Genomic DNA, 18,149 nt, shown 5'->3' with positions numbered 1-18,149 from the left:
GGGGGGGCCGGCCCGCGCTCACCGCCCCGGCGGCAGGGCGCGGGCCATGTCCTGCAGCAGCCGCTCGACCAGCATGTTGCGCGGCCCCGGCCGCCACACGCCGTAGGTTTCGGACTGGGCCACCTCGCGGTCCAGCGGCCGGAACACCGCGCCCTTGAGCGCGCTGCGCTGCATGGCCTCGGGCACCAGCGCCACGCCCAGGCCCTGCGAGACCAGCGACACCACCGCCAGCCAGTGCCGCACCTCGTGCCGCACTTCGGGCAAAAAACCCGCCGCCGCGCAGATCGACAGGATGCGCTCGTGGTAATCGGGCGAGGCGGTGCGCGAGAACAGCACGAAGGGCTGCTCGCGCAGCTCGGACGGCGCCAGCACGCGCCGCCGGGCCAGCGCGTGGCGCGTCGGCAGGCAGCAGACGAAGGGCTCGGTCAGCAGCAGGCGCTGCGCCAGCCCCTGCGGCAGGCGGTGCGTGTGCACGAAGCCCAGGTCCAGCCGGTCGTGCAGCAACTCGGCCACCTGTTCGCCGGTGTTCAGTTCCGCCAGGCTGATGCGCACGCCGGGGTGCCGGGCCTGGAAGGCCCGCAGCGCCTGCGGCAGCCCGCGGTAGAGCATCGCGCCGACAAAACCGATGCGCAGCCGGCCCACCGAACCGGCCGCCACGTCGCGCGCCTCCAGCGCCATCTCCTCCGTCTGGCGCAGCAGGCGCCGCGCCGACTCGCGCAGCGCCAGGCCGGCGGCCGTCAGGCGCACCTCCTTGCTGTTGCGCTCGAACAGGCGCGCGCCCACCGCGTCCTCCAGCTGGCGGATCGCCACCGACAGCGGCGGCTGCGAGATCGCCAGCCGCTGCGCGGCGCGGCCGAAGTGCAGCTCGTCGGCCAGCACCGAGAAGTAGCGCAGGTGGCGCAGCTCCATCATTCGCATCACCTATCGAAGAAGACCTAAACAATATTGGACACGGATCGATGCCGATCGAACAATGGCGCAAACACGGAGACACGCCATGACCGAATCGACTTCCGCTGCTGTCACGCACCCGATCCCCGACCGCCACGGCCAGAACCTCTACACGGTGGACGCCGAGCTGCAGCGCCTGCTGACGCTGTACCTGCCCGACGACCTGCGCCGCCACATGGCGCCGCACTTCGAGCGTCTGGGCGGCCTGGCCGGCGGCCCGCTGGACGAGCTGGCCGGCACCGCCGACCGCAACCCGCCCGTGCTGGAGAGCCGCACCCGCACCGGCCTGGACGTGCAGCGCATCGTCAAGCACCCGGCCTACGTCGAGATGGAACGCCTGGCGCTGTCGGAATTCGCGATGGGCGCGATCTCGCACCGCGACGAGACCTTCGGCTGGCAGGGCAAGATGCCGCCGGCCGTCAAGTACGTGCTGTTCTATCTCTTCGTGCAGGCCGAGTTCGGCCTGTGCTGCCCGGTCTCGATGACCGACTCGCTCACCCGCACGCTCAAGAAGTTCGGCAGCCCCGCGCTGGTGGCCCGCTTCCTGCCGCGCCTGACGACGCTGGACTTCGACGAGCTGGCGCAGGGCGCCATGTTCATGACCGAGCAGGCCGCCGGCTCCGACATCGCCGCCACCACCACGCTGGCCCGCCCCGGCCCGAATGGCGAGTGGCTGCTGACCGGCGACAAGTGGTTCTGCTCCAACCCCGACGCCGGCTTCGCGATGGTGCTGGCCCGCGTGGAGGGCGGTGCGCCGGGCATGAAGGGCGTCTCGCTCTTCCTGCTGCCGCGCCGGCTGGAGGACGGCAGCCTCAACCGCTACCGCATCATCCGGCTGAAGGACAAGATGGGCACGCGCTCGATGGCCAGCGGCGAGATCCGCCTCGAAGGCGCGACGGCGTACCTCGTCGGCGAGCAGGGCCGCGGCTTCGTGCAGATGGCCGACATGGTGAACAACTCGCGCCTGTCCAACGGCGTGCGCGCCGCCGGCCTGATGCGCCGCGCGGTGGCCGAGGCCGAGTACATCGCGGCCGAGCGCCGCGCCTTCGGCAAGCGCCTGGCGGACATGCCGCTGATGCAGCGCCAGCTCGACAAGCTGCGCGTGCCGGCCGAGCAGGCGCGCACGATGGTGTTCCAGACCGCGCAGGCGCTGGCCCGCTCCGACGCGGGCGAGGACGGCGCCTACGCGCTGCTGCGCATCCTCACGCCGCTCATCAAGTTCCGCGCCTGCCGCGACGCGCGCAAGGTCACGGGCGACGCGATGGAGGTGCGCGGCGGCTGCGGCTACATCGAGGAATGGAGCGATCCGCGCCTGGTGCGCGACGCGCACCTGGGCTCGATCTGGGAAGGCACCAGCAACATCGTGGCGCTGGACGTGATCCGCGCCATCAAGCGCGAGAACTCGCTGCCGGTGCTGCGGGCGCACGCCGAGGCGCTGCTGGCCGAGCCGGGCATCGCGCCGGCCTTCGCCACGGCCCTGCGCGAGGCGATGGACCGCGCCTGCGCCCTGGCCCAGACCGCCGCGCAGGAAGGCGGCGAAGTGCTGGCCCGCCAGGCCGCCTCGGCCCTGTACCACTGCACCAGCGCCATCGCCATGGCCTGGGAGGCTGCGCGCAGCGGCTCGACCGAGCGCATGCGCTGGGCGCAACTGGCGCTGCTGCACCGCGTGCTGCCGCGCGACCCGCTCAGCCCCGACGCCGTGCCCGCCGCCTGGGCCGCCAGCGGCACGCCCGCCGCCGTCGCGGCCTGAGCGGAGCGACCTGTTCCCCCCAGACGGCGCCCTCGCCCCGCGCGACGGCCGCCGTTCCATGACCTAGAAACCAAGGAGACATACGCCATGCGTCATCACTTCTCACGCCCCCGCCGCGCCCTGCTGCTGGCCGCCGCCCTGCTGGGCCCGGCCGCCTTCGCGCCGGCCGCGCTGGCCGAGGGCGCCTTCCCGACCAAGCCGGTCACGCTGGTCGTGCCCTTCCCGCCCGGCGGCCCGACGGATGCGATGGCCCGCACCCTGGCCGCCGAGATGAAGGACCGCCTGGGCCAGCCCATGATCGTGGAGAACCGCGCCGGCGCCGGCGGCAACATCGGCGCCGAATACGTGGCGCGCGCCGAGGCCGACGGCCACACGCTGCTGTTCGGCACCTCGGGCCCGCTCGCGATCAACTCCAGCCTGTACCGCAAGATCGGCTACGACCAGACCAAGAGCTTCGCGCCCGTCATCCAGATCGGGCACCTGCCCAACATCCTGGTGGTGCATCCCTCTCTGCCGGTGAAGGACGTGAAGGAACTGGTCGCCTACGCCAAGGCCAACCCGGGCAAGCTCAGCTACGCCTCGTCGGGCAACGGCGCCTCCTCGCACCTGGCGGGCGTGCTGTTCAACTCGGTGGCGGGCACCGACATCATGCACGTCCCGTACAAGGGCACCGGCCCGGCGCTCAACGACCTGCTGGGCAACCAGGTGAGCATGACCTTCACCGACATCCTCACCGCCCTGCCCTACGTCAAGGCCGGCAAGCTGCGCGCGCTGGGCGTGGCCACGGCCGCGCGCTCGCAGGCGCTGCCGCAGGTGCCCAGCATCGCCGAGCAGGGCTACAAGGGCTACGACGTGAGCGTGTTCTTCGGCATCGTCGCCCCCGCCGGCACGCCGGCCGACCGCGTCGCCAGGCTGAACAAGGCCTTCACCGAGGTGCTGGCCACGCCCAAGGTCAAGGAGCTGTTCGCCTCGCAGGGCCTGGAGCCGGCGCCGGACCACTCGCCCCAGCAACTGGCCCGCTTCATCACCGCGGAGACGGCGAAGTGGAAGGGCGTGGTGGCGCAGTCGGGCGCGCAGCTCGACTGAGGGCGCGCCTCGCCGCAGGCCGCGGCACGTCATCCGTCTGTCACACATCCCGGGAGGCATCCATGCGCAACGACCATCCCTCGCGCCGCAGCCTGCTGGCCGCGGCCTCCGCAGCCGCCCTGGCGGCGGCGATCCATCCCCTGGCCGCGGCCCAGGGCGGCGGGTTTCCCGCCAGGCCGGTCCGCCTCGTCGTGCCCTACGGCGCGGGCGGGCCGACCGACACCCACCTGCGCGTGGTCGCGCAGCAGGCGTCGTCGCTTCTGGGGCAGCCGGTCGTCATCGACAACAAGCCCGGCGCCAACGGGACCTTCGGCGCCGCCGAGCTGGCGCGGGCCCAGCCCGACGGCTACACGGTCGCCGTGCTGCCGGCCAGCGTGTACCGCGAGCCGTACCTGAACCGCGTCGCCTTCGACCCGCTGAAGCTCAGCTACATCATCGGCCTGACCGACTACACCTTCGGGCTGGCCGTCCGGCAGGACGCGCCCTGGAAGAACTGGGCCGAGTTCCTGGCGGACGCGAAGAAGCGCCCCGGCGAGATCTCCGTCGGCGCCGCGGGCCCGGTGCAGACGCCCAGCATCGTGCTGGCCGAGCTGGCGGGCAAGGCCGGCATCGACCTGAACCGCGTGCCCTACAAGGGCGACTCCGACCAGGCGAGCGACCTGCTCGGCGGCCACGTCGACGCCGGCGTGCTGTCGGGCGTGGCCTCGACGTACATCCACTCCGGCCGCCTGCGCTACCTGGCGATGCTCACGCCGAAGCGCGTGCCGCAGTTCCCCGACGTGCCCACGCTGCGCGAGCTGGGCGTGGACGCGGTGGTCGAGTCGCCCTACGGCATCGCCGGCCCGCAGGGCCTGCCGGCCGAGCGCGTGCGCGTCCTCCATGATGCCTTCAAGGCCGCGCTGGAATCGGCCGACGGGCGCAAGGTGCTCGACCAGCTCAACCAGCCGCTGAACTACCGCAGCCCGGAGGAATTCGCGCAGTACGCGAGGAGCGCCTTCGCCCGCGAGAAGTCGCGCATGGAACAGTTCAAGGCGCCCTCGGGCACGCGCAAGCCATGAAGCCGCGCCGCCCGGCGCGATGATCGGGCCATGACGACATCCACCGCACCCTCCGCCACCGCCGCCGATGCCAACCCCTTCGAGGGCGAACCCGCCGGCGTGCTGTTCGGCCTGCCGATGCCGATGGCCCGCGCCATGGCCCTGCGCGGCGAGGCCGTCGGCCACGACCGGGCCCGCATCCGCATGCTGTACCAGCCCGAGCAGACCAACAGCCGCGGCGACGTGCACGGCGGCGCCATCGCCTCGCTGCTGGACTGCGGCCTGGCCGCGGCGGTGCGTTCGCACGACCCGGCCGCCTTCGGCGTGGTCACCATCGACCTGACGCTGCACTTCGTCTCGGCCGGCGGCGGCGACCTGATCGCCACCGCGCACTGCGAGCGGCGCGGCCGCTCCATCAGCTTCGCCCGCGGCGAGGTGCACACGGAAGACGGCACGCTGGTGGCGATGGCCACCGGCACCTTCAAGCTCGTGGCGCGCGCCGCATCGACACCCCCCAGCCCATGAACACCACCACACCCTCCTCTTCCTGCGCCGGCGCGCTGGCCGGCATCCGCGTGCTCGACATCTCGCGCATCCTCGGCGGCCCGTACTGCGGGCAGATCCTGGGCGACCACGGCGCCGACGTGCTCAAGGTCGAGCCGCCGGGCGGCGACGACACGCGCACCTGGGGCCCGCCCTTCCGCGACGGCGTGGCCTCGTACTACCACGGGCTGAACCGCAACAAGCGCATCCAGCACCTGGACCTGACCACCCCCGAGGGCCGCGAGGCGCTGCTCGCCCTGGCGGCCGAGGCCGACGTGCTGATCGAGAACTTCAAGACCGGCACGATGGAGCGCTGGGGCATCGGCTACGACACGCTCTCGCAGCGCTTCCCGCGGCTGGTGTGGTGCCGCGTCTCGGGCTTCGGCAGCGACGGCCCGCTGGGCGCCCTGCCCGGCTACGACGCCGCCGTGCAGGCCATGACCGGCATCATGAGCATCAACGGCGAGGCCGAGGGCGGCCCGCTGCGCGTGGGCCTGCCGGTGGTCGACATGGTGACGGGCCTGAATGCCGTGATCGGCGTGCTGCTGGCGCTGCAGGAGCGGCAGAAAAGCGGCAAGGGCCAGTTCGTCGAGGCGGCGCTGTACGACAGCGGCCTGTCGCTGCTGCACCCGCACGCGGCCAACTGGTTCATGGACGGCCGCAACCCCAAGCGCACCGGCAACGCGCACCCCAACATCTACCCCTACGACGCGCTGCGCACCGGCACCGACCCGGTCTTCGTCGCCGTCGGCAACGACCGCCAGTTCGCCGCCTTCTGCCGCGTGATCGGCCTGCCCGGCCTGGCGCAGGACCCGAACTACGCCACCGCCGGCGCGCGCTCGGTGCACCGCGACGGTCTCAAGCAGACGCTGGAGGCGCAGCTCGCCGCCTTCGACGGCCGCACGCTGGTCGACGACCTGATGGCCGCCGGCGTGCCCGCCGCGCCGGTGCTGCCGGTGGACGCCGCGCTGCAGCATCCGCACACCCTGCACCGCGGGATGGTGGTGGAGATGGAGGGCGGCTGGCGCGGGCTCGGCGCGCCGGTGAAGCTCAGCCGCACGCCGGCCACCTACCGCCACGTGCCGCTGACGCCCGGCGAGCGCTTCGAGCCGCAGGCCTGAGCCTGCCGTCGCGCAGGCGCCTGACGACACCCGGAGCTATCCGGCGGCATCCCGGCTGCTTGCCGGCTCCGACAGCACCTTGCAGGTGGACGATGCGCAGGCCAACACGCCGCCGCGCTCGTCCCGCAGTTCCGCTTCCATGAAGGCGACGCTGCGCCCCAGCTTGCGGACCCAGGCCACGGCGATGACCCGGTCGATCCCCACCCGACCCATGAACGACACCTTCATCTCCAGCGTCGCCAGACGGGGCTGGCCGTGCGCGCTGGCCGCGGCGAATGCCATGGCGTTGTCCAGGAAAGCCGTGACGTAGCCGCCCTGCACCGTGCCGCCTCCGCTATGGGTGAACGCCGCGCGGGGCCGGAAGCGCACTTCGGCGCGGCCGTCCTGCGCCGAGACCTCCTCGAATCCGAGGCTGTAGAGAAGCGCCGAAGGAAAGTGCTCGGTGTCTTGGAGAAGAGGATGGCTGGACCTCATTCAGAACCCCTTGAAGACGGGCGCGCGCTTCTCGGCGAACGCGCGGCGCCCTTCGGCATAGTCCTCGCTGCGCGTGCAGCGCTGGCGCGCCCGTTCGATCCCGACGGCATGACCGCCGGCACCCACGTCGCTCGTCGCCAAGCTGATCGCCGCCTTGGCTAGGCGCACCGTCAGCGGCGCGTTCTCCGAGACCTGACCCACGACCGTCTGCACGGCGTCCTCGAAGCCTTCGTCGTCGAAGCATGCATGCACCAGGCCGATGCGTTCGGCCTCCGCGCCGTCGAAGCGGCGTGCCGTGAAGAACAGCTCCGATGTGCGAGCCGCGCCGATCGCATCGACCATCTGCCGGATGCCGACGTAGCTGTAGCCTAGCCCCAGGCGCGCGGCCGGCATCCGGAAGGACGATGCCTTCGTGCAATAGCGCAGGTCGCAGGCGACGGCCAGCCCGAGGCCACCGCCCATGCAGACGCCACGGATGGCCGCCATAACGGGAAAAGGGGCTTGCTGCAACGCCTTCTGCGCTTCCTCGACGGCCTGGTCGTACTGCTCGCTGCCCGTCTGCGCCGTCCGCGTCGTGTCGAATTCCGAGATGTCGGCGCCGGACATGAACGCCTTCTCTCCGTCGCCCCGCAGCACGAGAACCCGCATCTGCGCATCCTGGCCGAGCGCCCGGACGGTTTCGCCCAGTTCCCGCCACATGGACAGGGACATCGCGTTGTACTTGCCCGGGTTGTCGATGCGTATCTGCTTTGCCCCGGGACCGAGGTCGTCGAGATGGAGAACGCCCGCCATCAGATCGCTCCTGCCTCGCGCAACTGCTCGATCTGCGCGTCGGCGTAGCCAGCCTCGCGCAGCACTTCGTCGCTGTGCTGGCCGATCGCCGGCGCCGCGGCCACCAGGCTCGCGGGCGTGCGTTCGAGCACGACGGGCTGGGTGATGAGGCGCAGGCGCTCCCCCTGCGCGGTGTCGACCTCGCCGACCACCCCGAGATGCCTGACCTGATCATCCTCGAACATTTGGGGAATGTCGTAGACCGGTCCCGAGGGAATGTTGGCCTTGTTCAGCAGCTGCACCCAATGCTGGACGGTGTGGGTGGCGAACAGTGCCTGGACCGTTCCATTGATCTCGGCTCGGTTGCGCACGCGGTCCGCATTGAGCCGGAACTCTGGCCGCTCCAGCCAGTCCAGCCTGCCGATCGCCGTGCAGAAATCCTTCCACTGGCCTTCGCCGGAGACGCCGATGTTCAAGTAGCCATCGCTGGCCTTGAAAAGCCCCATCGGCGCGGAGGTCGGATGGTCGTTGCCTTCTTGGCCGGCCACCTGGCCATCGACCAGATAGCGCGCGGCCTGGAAATCCATCATCGCGATCTGGCTATGGAGCAAAGATGCATGCACCCACTGCCCTTCGCCCGACACCTCGCGTTCGAGCAAGGCGGTCAGGATGCCGAGCGCCGCATAAAGGCCCGTGCTGGAGTCCGATACGGCAATGCCCGCCCGCGTCGGCACGGTGTTCGGGAAGCCCGTCACCGACATGAGGCCCCCCATGCCCTGTATGACTTGGTCGAAGCCCGGCCGCCAGGCATAAGGCCCATCCTGGCCGAAGCCGGAAATGCTGGCCAGGATGATGCGTGGGTTGATCTTGCGCAGGGTTTCGTAGTCGACGCCCAGGCGCTTCTTGACGTCCGGGCGCCAGTTCTCGAGCACCACGTCGGCGCTCTCCGCCAGTTTGTGCAGCACCGCGCGCGCCTCGGGACGCTTGAGGTTCAAGGTCAGGCCCCGTTTGTTGCGGTTGAGATTCTGGAAATCTCCGCCCTTTCGCTTGGCCGCGAACATCGCGTCGTTCGGGTCCACGCCCGGCGGCGGCTCGATGCGGATCACGTCTGCACCGAAGTCCGCGAGCATGCGAGCGCAGGTCGGACCGGCACGCACCCGTGACAGATCCAGTACCCGGAAACGGGCGAGTGCGGAAGAAGCTTGAATGCGGCTCATGGCAGATTCTTGGAGAGAGTCAGGAAACGAGAAGGACCAGCTTGCCGAAATGCGCGTTGCTGCGCATGTGCGCCAGCGCCTCGGCGGCATCTTCCAGCGCGAAGGTCCGGCTCAGCGGGAGGGACAGCCGGCCATCGGCGACGGCGCTCCACAGGTCGGCCCGCATGGCGCACGCAATCTGGCGCACTTCATCGAGGCTGCGCGTGCGGAAGGTCGCGCCGACGTAGTGCAGGCGGCGCAACGAGTGGAGATCGAAATCGAAAGTACCGGTGAAGCCGCCCATCCGCCCGACGTTCACGATGCGCCCGCCGATCCGGGTAGCCAGCATCGACTGCGACAGCGTGTCGCCGGCCACGAGGTCGATCACCAGATCGACGCCTTGCTGCCTCGTCGCCATCAGCACCTGTTGCGACCAGTCGCCCCGGCTCGAATCAACGACAGACGTCGCCCCGTGGCCGAACAGGGCACGGCGGCGTACCTCGTTGCCCGAGGAGCCCAGCACCTGCGACGCCCCGAGCAGCCGGGCAACCTGCATGGCCATCAATCCCACCGCGCTGCTGGCCCCGTGGACCAGAACGGCCTGCCCGCTTCTGAAAGCGCCGCTGGCCGTGATCGCATCATGCGAGGTCTGCAGCGCGATCGGTAGCGTGCTCGCCCGCGCGAAGTCCGTCCAGCCCGAAGGAAGCCGATGGACACGGCCCCAGTCCGTGCAGGCATATTCGGCATAGCCTCCGACGCCGGAGCACATGACGGCATCGCCCACACTCAGCAGGTGGGGCGGCACCTGCGCGCCCATCGCCGCCACCTCGCCGGCCCATTCGATGCCGATGACCGATCCCATGCCGCCGCTGCGCCCATGCTGATGGCCCGCCGCCACGTGCAGGTCGGCGCGGTTGAGGCTGGCTGCGCGCACTCTCACCAGCACTTCGTTGGGTTGAGGCTCGGGCATGGGCCGTTCGGCCAGGATGGCGCCCTCCGGCGCAACGACAATGGCCCTCATGAGAGCGAGCCGCCTCGGGCCGCCGCGCTTTCGGCGCACTCTGGATCAATGAAATAATTCATGCAATGAATTCAATATCCGTGGATTCCGGCTCATGAACAAGTACAGGTGATCGGCATCCCGTTCCGTCCGCATGACTGAGAAGACCTCATCCCAGCCCCTGGTCACCGGCCTGCTTCGCGGCCTGGCGGTGCTTCGGTGTTTCGACTACGGCCGGGAACGCCTCGGCAGCAGCGACATCGCGCGCATGACGGGGCTGCCCCAGCCCACCGTCTGGCGGTTGTGCAAGACGCTCGAACACGGCGGCTACCTGGTGGCCGACAAGGACGGCGGGAGCTTTCGCCCCGGACTTTCCATCCTGACGCTGGGCTTCGCCGCGCTCGACACACTGGAGCTGACCGAACTGGTGCGTCCGCTGCTTCAGGAAATCGCCAACACCTACCAGGCGGCCTGCAGCCTGTCGGTGAAAGAGTCGTCCAACATGCTGTACCTGCAGCGCATGGAGGCGCCTCGCGCGATCCTGAGCCTGAATCTGCGCGTCGGCTCGGAAGTGCCCATCATCAACAGCGGCACAGGCTGGGCGCTGCTGGCGGGCATGGCCGCTCCCGACCGGGAAGAAACACTGGCGCAGTGCAGAAAGGCCGATGCGGCGCTCTACAAGAAGATGCACGCGAAGGCGCTGGCGGCCGTGGACGACTATGCGCAAAACGGCTTCGTTTCCAACGTGGACGTCTTCTTCCCCGGACTCTCGACGGTGTCGGTGCCCCTGCGGGACAACAGCCGCTGGACGCCCTATGCCCTGAACTGCACGGCGGCCACCTCGACGCTGGGCTCGGCAACGGCTCGCAAAGCCGCAGGCATGGCACTCAGGCGCGCCGTGGAGCAGGTGCTGCCCATCGTCACCCGCATCGGGCAGTGAGAGAGTGCGGACGAACCCGCCATGCTCGCTCATGATTCCGCCGTGAAGCCCACCTCTTTGATGAGGCGCCGCCACTCCTGGGTGTCCTTGGCCAGCATGTCGGCCAGCTGAGCCGGCGTGCACGACACCACGTCGGCGCCGGCCTGCTTCATGAAATCCACCAGGCTCGGGTCCGACAGTGCCGCCACCACGGCCTTGTTCGCGAGTTGCACCGCGGCATCGCTGGCCTTGGCCGGCAGGAACAGGCCATACCACTCACGGGCGGTCATGTCGAAACCCTGTTCCCGGTAGGTGGGAAGGTCCGGAACGAAGGAACTGCGCGCGTCGCCCGAGATCGCGATCAGCCGGGCCTTGCCGCTGCGCACCATCGGCATGAAGTTCCCTACGGGGCCCGATACGCCGGAAATCTGCCCGCCGAGCATGTCGGTGACCGCCGCCGCCGTGCCTTTGTAGACCACCGGCTGCAGATCTGCGCCTGCGGTCTTGTTCACCACGGTCATGATCAGGTGAGGCATGGAGCCCACGCCCGGTGCGCCGTAGTTCGCCCTCTCCGGATTGGCCCCGGCCCAGGCGAGAAAGTCCTTCATGCTGCGCACCGATTCCGGCACCGCCGGCCCCACGCAGAAGGCGTGGTTCGTGTAGCACGCGGAACTCACGGGCCGGAAATCCTCCATGGGCCTGTACGGCAGGTTCTTAAAGGTGAACGGGTACATCGACAGAGACGAGGAGTGCGTGAGCAGCAGCACGCTGCCGTCGGCCACGGCGTCCTTGACGAAGCCGTTGGCGATCTGCCCGGACGCGCCGGGCTTGTTCTCGACAACCACCGCGTTGGCGTAGTTGCCGCGCATGCGATCCGCCATCCGGCGGGCCATCGTGTCGGACAGTCCTCCCGCCACGAAGCCGACGACGATCCTCGCGGAATCCAGCGGCTGTCGAGCGAGGGCCGGCCGTCCGAAGCCGAGGACGCTGGCGGACACGGCGCCCGATGCGGCCAGGAATTTGCGACGATCAAACATGCTTGTCTCCTTTTGTCGAATGCTTGGCATGGGTTTCGGCTCACGCCACGGTCACTTTCAGGGAGCCCAGTCCTTCGACGGTCCCTTCCATCACGTCGCCACGGACGACCGGCCCGACGCCCTCGGGCGTGCCGCTGAAAATCAGGTCGCCCGGATGAAGCTCGAAGAGCGTGGACAGCTCGGAGATCATCTCGTCCACGCTCCAGATCAACTGCGACAGATCCGATCTTTGGCGCGCCTCTCCCTGCACGTTCAGCGTGATGGCTCCGCTTCGCAGGGGGCCCGTGCTGTCCAGGGGATGGATCGGGCCGATCGGCGCCGAGAAATCGAAGGCCTTGCCCACCTCCCAGGGGTGGCCTGCCTGCGCAGCGGCGCGCTGCAGATCGCGGCGCGTCATGTCCAAGCCGATGGCGTACCCGAAGATGTGTTCCGAGGCGCGAGCCGCGGGAATGTCCCGTCCTCGCCGCCCGAGGGCCACCACCAGTTCGATCTCGTGGTGGCAGTTGCCCGTGCGGGACGGATAGGGAAATACACCGCCCTCCGCGGGCACGGGCAGAACAGAATCCGCAGGCTTGCAGAAGAATATGGGAGGCGACCTGTCCGGGTCATGGCCCATTTCCCGGACATGGGCTTCATAGTTGCGGCCGACGCAATACACCCGCCGGACGGGAAACAGGCCCCGTTGTCCCGCCACGGGGATCGCGACAGTGGCAGGCGGAGGAAAAACGCAGTGGGTCATGTTCTCTGATTTCCGATCTCAATCGATGCGGATGCCCCGCTCCTTGATGAGCGCGCTCCATTTCTTCTGCTCGTCGAGGATCGTCCTGCGCATCTCGTCGGGCGTACTGGTGATGACGGTGGCGCCGCGCTCGTGCATGGCACGCGCCACTTCGTCGGACCGGACTGCCTTCGCCAGTTCATCGTGCAAACGCTTCGCCATGGCAGGCGAGAGTCCGTTGGGCGCGACGTAGCCGAACCAGATGTTGTCCTCGAAGCCTGGCAGCCACTGGCTGATGGGTGGCACGTCCGGCGCCTGGGGCGAAGGCTTCAGGCTCGTGACCCCCAGGGCGCGCAGCTTGCCGGAGCGGATGTAGGGCAGAGCCACCGGCAGGTTGTCGAAGGCCATGGGGATGATCCCGGCCAGCAGGTCGTTCATCACCGGCGCGCTGCCCTTGTAGGGAACGTGGGTCAGCACCAGCCTGGCGTCGTGCTGCAGCATCTCGCCGTTGAGGTGAGCGCTCGAACCCGCGCCCATCGATCCGAAGCTGGCTCCTTGTTGCGAGCGCAGCATCTCCACCAGTTCGGGGAAACTCTTTGCCCGGACCTTGTCGGGATTGACGACCAGCACGTTGGGCAGCGTCAGGGCCAGTGTCAAGGGAGCCACGTCCTTGACCGGATCCACTTTCAGATCCTTGTAGAGGAAGGGGTTGGTGGTCATGACGCTCGCCGGCACCAGTCCGATGGTGGCGCCGTCTGGCTTGGCGGCGGCGACGGCCTGGAGCCCGATGGAGCCGTTGGCGCCCGGCCGGTTGTCGACGATCACCGGAAGGCCCATGTTGCGGGACAGCACGGTGGCCGTCATGCGCGCGAGGTTGTCGGAGAGCCCGCCCGCAGGATAGGGAACGACGATGGTGATCCGCTGAGGGTCCTGCGCGAACACGCTGCCCGCGAGGGCGAGGGCCAGCACGGCGCCCCAGAAGCGCAGCATTGCTTTCATCATGGTTGATCTCCTTTTTTCTGGATTTGCAATACGTCAGGCCGCGGCGGCCCGAGTGACGGAGGCCGATGCCACCGTTTCTCTATAGAGCTCGCGCTCGGAGATCGCCAGGCTCCGCTCCCACGGCCAGCGGTGCATCTCGGGCGTCGGCGTCATGTCCGTCATCTCGCCGCCCAGAATCACCGCGCAGAGCCGCCGGCTGTCCTGCAGGATGCGGATGTCCTGCAGCGGATCACCGTCGATGACGAGCAGGTCGGCGAACTTGCCCACTTCCAGCGTTCCGAGGTTTTCCGGATCGACGGTGAAGGCGGCGTTCCTGGTCCCGCAGGTGATGGCTTGCAGCGGCGACATGCCCAGGTGGCTGACGAACAGTTCGAGTTCGCGCGCATGCCACTCTCCGTAGGGCGTGACGGCGAAGCCGCTGTCGGTACCGCACATCATCGTCACGCCGTTGCGCCAGCCGTATTCGAGGTTCTTGACGGCGAGATCCAGATCGCGCCGGAACCGATCGATGCGGCCTTGCGAACAGCCGGCGATGTGCCCCCACTCGGCCACGTTGGCAACGAAGGTCAGCGCAGGGCAGCATGGAATCCCGGCGTCGGCCAGCCTGTCCGCACAAGCCTGGTCCATGAAGTCGGCATGTTGGATCCAGTCGATGCCGGCTTCGATGCAATCGGAGACGGACTGACCCGCCCGCGCATGGGCCGTGACGCGTCGCCCGAGGCGGTGCGCCTCGTCGACGATCAGCTTCAGCTCGTCGGCACGGAAGGCCGGCACGCTGCCTCCGCCGGGCGTCAGGGTGGCCGACTCGCCACTGGCCGCGATCTTGATGAAGTCCACCCCGTTCTTCACCTGGTCGCGCACTTCAGCCAGCATCTGCGATGCCGTCTCCGTCATGGCCCCCACGCCCGACCTGGGGCTTCCCACCCAGGACGGAAAGTAGTCGGTCAGCGCCGCATGATTGCTGAGATAGCGGGCAGCCGCCGAGATGCGCGGGCCGGGGAACAGTCCGCCCTTGATCGCATCGCGCACGGCCACGCCCACATACCAGCTGCCGCCCGGGTCGCTGAAGGAGGTCACGCCCGACTGCAGTACCTTGCGGGCGTGGTAGACACCACGGATGGCGCGGTACTCCGGCGAGCCGAAGAGATCCTGCTCCTCGATGCCGCGGGCCACGCCGTACGAGATGTGGCAATGCGCATCCGTCAGCCCTGGCATCACGGTCTTGCCTGCGGCGTCGATCGTCACGCTGGCGCCGGGAGGCAGCGGGGGCGCCTGTTCGCCGGCAGCAATCGCGCTGATGCGGCCGCCGTCCATCTCCATCCAGGCAAGCTTCTGCGCGGGACGACCGGTGCCGTCGATCAGCGTGCCGTTGACGATGTATTTCTTCACCGCGCTCAGCTCCAGCTCAACCCATCTGCTGTATGCCGGCCCGCGCGGCCCATGGCGAAATCCCACAGGATCGCATTGAAGATTTCTGGCTTCTCGTAGTAGGCGGTGTGGGCCGCACCAGCGATCAGGGCCAGTTGGCTGTTGGCCAGCATCTCGCGCGCCTGGCGGCCGACGGCCGGGGCGACAGTCTTGTCTTCCTCACCCCACACCAGCAGCACGGGGAGGGACGACTTGGCGAGTGTCTCGCCGATCACGTCGTTGTCCAGGTCGATGGCGATGTAGTTGCCCAGCGTGGCAAAGGAGTCGAGGGCGCCGGCGGAGTTGTTGATCCTCCACTCCTCCTCGACGAGCTCCGGCGTGGTGAGCGCGGGGTCGTGCATCACGCGCCTGAGCTTGCTCTCCACGCCTTCGCGCGTCTGATTGTTCGCTCCGGCCTGGATGCGGTTGCGCGCCTCCTGGCCGATGGGCACCAGCCCCATGCTGCCGACCAGCACGATCCGCTCCACGCGCTGTGGATGCTCCAGCGCATGGGAGGCCACGACATGGCCTCCCAGCGAAGTACCGACGATGGTCGCCTTCGGGATGGCCAGTGCATCCATGACTTCGGCCAAGAAGGCGCGATAGGCCGGAACGGAGCAGGGAACGCCCTTGCCCTTGGACGCATAGCCGTGGCCGGGCAGATCAACGGCCCAGACCCGCAGGCCCGCCTCGGCCAGCGCATCGATGTTGCGGCTCCATCTGTCCGCGCGCCCCCCCGTGCCATGCACCAGAACCACATGGCGATCTCCGTGCCCGGCCGCGAGCACGCGGGTGAACGCTCCGGAAGGAAGAGTGATGGGGAAGTGGATCATTGCCAGGCCGCCTTTCAATTCATTAAATGAATAATCTATTCATTAATTTAGCATGACACCGAAAGAGCCACGCCCTGGGCAAGCACCTATTGAACTGATCCGCTTTCAACGCCCGTTGGCGCACCGACAATGCGCCGATGCCCGACGCCCCCGCCTCGCCCCACCCCTACGCCTCGCTCACGCCCGATACGGTGCTGGACGCGCTGGCCACGCTCGGCCTGCACGGCGACGGCCGGCTGGTGGCGCTGAGCTCCTACGAGAACCGCGTCTACCAGGTGGGCATCGAGGGCCTGGAGGACCACCGCAACGTGGTCGTCAAGTTCTACCGCCCCGGCCGCTGGAGCGATGCGCAGATCCAGGAGGAGCACGACTTCGCCGCCGAACTCGCGGCGGCCGAGGTGCCGGTGGTTGCGCCGCTGGTGCTCCAGGGCGGCACCGTGCACCACCACGCCGGTTTCGCCTTCAGCGTCAGCCCCTCGCGCGGCGGGCGCGCGCCGGAACTGCACGACTTCGAGGTGCTGGAATGGGTGGGCCGCTTCCTCGCGCGCATCCATGCCGTGGGCGCCGCGCGGCCTTTCGTGCACCGGCCGGCGCTGGACCTGGCGAGCTTCGGCACCGAGCCGCGGGAATGGCTGCTGACGCACCACATGGTTCCGCTGGACGTGCAGGCCGAATGGACGCGCGCCTGCGACCAGGCCCTGGCGATGATCGCCGACACCCCGCTGGCCGACCCGCCGGCCTCGGGCCTGGCGACGCTGCGCCTGCACGGCGACTGCCACCCCGGCAACATCCTGTGGACGCCCACCGACCGCGAGGGCGGCGGCCCGCACTTCGTGGACCTGGACGACGCGCGCACCGGCTTCGCCGTGCAGGACCTGTGGATGCTGCTGGACGGCGAACGGCGCGACCGCACCGCTCAACTGAGCGGCCTGCTCGACGGCTACGAGCAGTTCCGCGAATTCGACCGCCGCGAGCTGGCGCTGATCGAGCCGCTGCGCACGCTGCGCCTGCTGCACTACTCGGCCTGGCTGGCCCGGCGCTGGGAAGACCCGATCTTCCCGATCACCTTCCCCTGGTTCGGCAGCAGCGACTACTGGAAGGGCCAGATCCAGATGCTGCAGGACCAGTGCGAGGCGATGGCCGAGCCGCCGCTGGTGGTGTGAGGCTCAACCCTTCTTCAGCTTGAGCAGGTAGATCAGCACGTCTGCCATCGAGCTGTCGAGTTCCACGAAGCCCTGGAAGGCGCTGCCTTCCTGCCAGAACGGGTCCCAGTTGTTGCGCTTGACGGCCTTCTGCCAGGCCTCCGAGTTCACCGCCTGGCGCACGGCCTGGAGCAGCGCCTGCCGCCGTTCGGCAGGCACGTCCTTGCCGGTGAACACGCCGCGCCAGTTGGCCAGATCGACGTCGACCCCCTGCTCCTTGAAGGAAGGCATGCCGAGGAAAGGGCGCTTGGACGACACGCCGATGGCGCGCAGGCGCCCGCTGCCGATTCCTTCGGCGAATTCGCTGTAGCCGGCGATGCCGGCGACGGCCTGGCCGCCCACGACCGCCTCCACCACCTGCGCGCCGCCCGGGAAGGGCCGATACACCAGATCGGCCGTGCGGCCGGCCACGCGGGCGAGCATGCCGGCGAACATGTGGTCGACGCCGCCGGCCGAGCCGCCGGCGATCGGCGTCTTCTCCGGCTGGCTGCGCAGCTGCGCCACCAGTGCCTTGGGGGTGGTGATGGGCGAGTCGGCGCGCACGACCAGCACGCAGTAGTCGCTGGTGAGCCGCGCGACCGGCGCCACCCGGGCCAGCGTAACCGGCGGCTTGTGCAGGGCGATCGCGCCCGTCATCACCATGCCGCCCATCAGGAGGGTGTCGGCCGCGCTGCCGTAGGCCTCCACGTAGCGCGCCAGCCCGGGCGTGCCGCCCTTGCCGCCGAGGTTCTCGTACACCACCTGCGCGGCGGCCCCGGAGTCCACCAGCGCGGAGCCCAACGCGCGGCCCGTCTGGTCCCATCCGCCGCCCTCGTTGGCCGGGATGAAGATTCTCACCTGCGGCAGCGCCGCATGCGCCTTGCCGATCGGCATGCATGCCCCGATCGCGGCGGCGCCAAGCCCTCCGAGCAGCCGCCTGCGCCGCGTCCTCAGACCTTCCTGCGTGTTGTGCACTTCACAGCCTTCGTTGAGAAAGACCGTCCCTGCAGGCGGCTGGCTCGCCGACGAGGCCGTGGCCCTGCCGCACGATGCGCCGCCCTTGTTGTTCGAGCCGTACTCTAGGAACGATGGCTGTCAATCCGCTGTCACCGGCCCTGGGGGT

The 18,149-nt window shown here is 69.2% G+C and carries 18 protein-coding genes; 7 read left to right on the top strand and 11 right to left on the bottom strand.

Annotation, left to right across the window (positions count from 1 at the left end; genetic code table 11):
• Positions 1-18: 18 nt before the first annotated feature.
• Complete coding sequence (locus tag Q392_RS27040) at positions 19-909, bottom strand: LysR substrate-binding domain-containing protein (protein WP_038217220.1); 891 nt, start codon at positions 907-909, stop codon at positions 19-21.
• Between the two features lie 88 nt (positions 910-997).
• On the opposite strand from Q392_RS27040, the gene Q392_RS27035 reads away from it, so the two are divergent.
• The 5 genes from Q392_RS27035 to Q392_RS27015 all read left to right on the top strand — a co-directional run bounded on the left by Q392_RS27035 (position 998) and on the right by Q392_RS27015 (position 6,488).
• Complete coding sequence (locus tag Q392_RS27035; protein ID WP_425425204.1) at positions 998-2,701, top strand: acyl-CoA dehydrogenase family protein; 1,704 nt, start codon at positions 998-1,000, stop codon at positions 2,699-2,701.
• A gap of 87 nt (positions 2,702-2,788) precedes the next feature.
• The gene (locus Q392_RS27030) at positions 2,789-3,787 is read left to right on the top strand and encodes a Bug family tripartite tricarboxylate transporter substrate binding protein (protein ID WP_038216049.1); all 999 of its coding nucleotides are present in this window, start codon (positions 2,789-2,791) and stop codon (positions 3,785-3,787) included.
• Between the two features lie 62 nt (positions 3,788-3,849).
• Positions 3,850-4,845, top strand: a complete 996-nt coding sequence (locus Q392_RS27025) for a tripartite tricarboxylate transporter substrate binding protein (RefSeq protein ID WP_038216046.1) — start codon at positions 3,850-3,852, stop codon at positions 4,843-4,845.
• A gap of 30 nt (positions 4,846-4,875) precedes the next feature.
• On the top strand, positions 4,876-5,349 hold the full coding sequence (locus Q392_RS27020) for a PaaI family thioesterase (protein WP_038216044.1): 474 nt from the start codon (positions 4,876-4,878) through the stop codon (positions 5,347-5,349).
• Positions 5,346-6,488 carry a CaiB/BaiF CoA transferase family protein gene (locus tag Q392_RS27015; RefSeq protein WP_038216042.1) on the top strand — a complete coding sequence of 381 codons (1,143 nt, stop codon included), beginning with the start codon at positions 5,346-5,348 and terminating at the stop codon, positions 6,486-6,488. Before Q392_RS27020 ends, Q392_RS27015 begins: the two co-directional genes overlap by 4 nt.
• Positions 6,489-6,524: 36 nt before the next feature.
• Here Q392_RS27015 and Q392_RS27010 read toward each other — a convergent pair whose 3' ends face one another.
• Genes Q392_RS27010 through Q392_RS26995 form a run of 4 tightly spaced genes read right to left on the bottom strand, consistent with a single transcriptional unit; the run spans position 6,525 to position 9,950 of the window.
• A complete protein-coding gene (locus Q392_RS27010) occupies positions 6,525-6,962 on the bottom strand; it encodes a PaaI family thioesterase (protein ID WP_051954008.1) in 438 nt (145 codons plus the stop codon).
• Complete coding sequence (locus tag Q392_RS27005; protein WP_038216030.1) at positions 6,963-7,754, bottom strand: enoyl-CoA hydratase; 792 nt, start codon at positions 7,752-7,754, stop codon at positions 6,963-6,965.
• The gene (locus Q392_RS27000; RefSeq protein WP_038216025.1) at positions 7,754-8,950 is read right to left on the bottom strand and encodes a CaiB/BaiF CoA transferase family protein; all 1,197 of its coding nucleotides are present in this window, start codon (positions 8,948-8,950) and stop codon (positions 7,754-7,756) included. The genes Q392_RS27005 and Q392_RS27000 overlap by 1 nt, the downstream gene beginning before the upstream one ends.
• Positions 8,951-8,969: 19 nt before the next feature.
• Complete coding sequence (locus Q392_RS26995) at positions 8,970-9,950, bottom strand: quinone oxidoreductase family protein (protein ID WP_038216022.1); 981 nt, start codon at positions 9,948-9,950, stop codon at positions 8,970-8,972.
• Positions 9,951-10,083: 133 nt separating this feature from the next.
• On the opposite strand from Q392_RS26995, the gene Q392_RS26990 reads away from it, so the two are divergent.
• Positions 10,084-10,869, top strand: coding sequence for an IclR family transcriptional regulator (locus Q392_RS26990; RefSeq protein WP_038216021.1), 786 nt, complete (start codon positions 10,084-10,086; stop codon positions 10,867-10,869).
• A gap of 29 nt (positions 10,870-10,898) precedes the next feature.
• On the opposite strand, the gene Q392_RS26985 is transcribed toward Q392_RS26990, so the two are convergent.
• The 5 genes from Q392_RS26985 to Q392_RS26965 are packed head-to-tail and all read right to left on the bottom strand — an operon-like array spanning position 10,899 to position 15,845.
• On the bottom strand, positions 10,899-11,885 hold the full coding sequence (locus Q392_RS26985) for a tripartite tricarboxylate transporter substrate-binding protein (protein ID WP_038216018.1): 987 nt from the start codon (positions 11,883-11,885) through the stop codon (positions 10,899-10,901).
• 40 nt (positions 11,886-11,925) lie between these two features.
• Positions 11,926-12,624: a fumarylacetoacetate hydrolase family protein gene (locus Q392_RS26980; protein ID WP_038216014.1), complete on the bottom strand. Its 699-nt coding sequence runs from the start codon at positions 12,622-12,624 to the stop codon at positions 11,926-11,928.
• 18 nt (positions 12,625-12,642) lie between these two features.
• The gene (locus Q392_RS26975; RefSeq protein WP_038216011.1) at positions 12,643-13,605 is read right to left on the bottom strand and encodes a Bug family tripartite tricarboxylate transporter substrate binding protein; all 963 of its coding nucleotides are present in this window, start codon (positions 13,603-13,605) and stop codon (positions 12,643-12,645) included.
• A gap of 33 nt (positions 13,606-13,638) precedes the next feature.
• Complete coding sequence (locus Q392_RS26970; RefSeq protein ID WP_051954006.1) at positions 13,639-14,994, bottom strand: metal-dependent hydrolase family protein; 1,356 nt, start codon at positions 14,992-14,994, stop codon at positions 13,639-13,641.
• Positions 14,995-14,999: 5 nt separating this feature from the next.
• A complete protein-coding gene (locus tag Q392_RS26965; RefSeq protein WP_084217439.1) occupies positions 15,000-15,845 on the bottom strand; it encodes an alpha/beta fold hydrolase in 846 nt (281 codons plus the stop codon).
• Positions 15,846-15,982: 137 nt separating this feature from the next.
• On the opposite strand from Q392_RS26965, the gene Q392_RS26960 reads away from it, so the two are divergent.
• Positions 15,983-17,008 (top strand): serine/threonine protein kinase, encoded by a 1,026-nt coding sequence (locus Q392_RS26960; protein WP_038216008.1) that lies wholly within the window; start codon positions 15,983-15,985, stop codon positions 17,006-17,008.
• Positions 17,009-17,011: 3 nt separating this feature from the next.
• On the opposite strand, the gene Q392_RS26955 is transcribed toward Q392_RS26960, so the two are convergent.
• Complete coding sequence (locus Q392_RS26955) at positions 17,012-17,920, bottom strand: Bug family tripartite tricarboxylate transporter substrate binding protein (protein ID WP_084217438.1); 909 nt, start codon at positions 17,918-17,920, stop codon at positions 17,012-17,014.
• Positions 17,921-18,149: the final 229 nt, after the last annotated feature.

The organism is Xenophilus azovorans DSM 13620 (assembly GCF_000745855.1).
Lineage (GTDB): Bacteria > Pseudomonadota > Gammaproteobacteria > Burkholderiales > Burkholderiaceae_C > Xenophilus > Xenophilus azovorans.
Note: the sequence above shows the minus strand (reverse complement) of the source record. Positions and strands in the feature narration are given on the sequence as shown.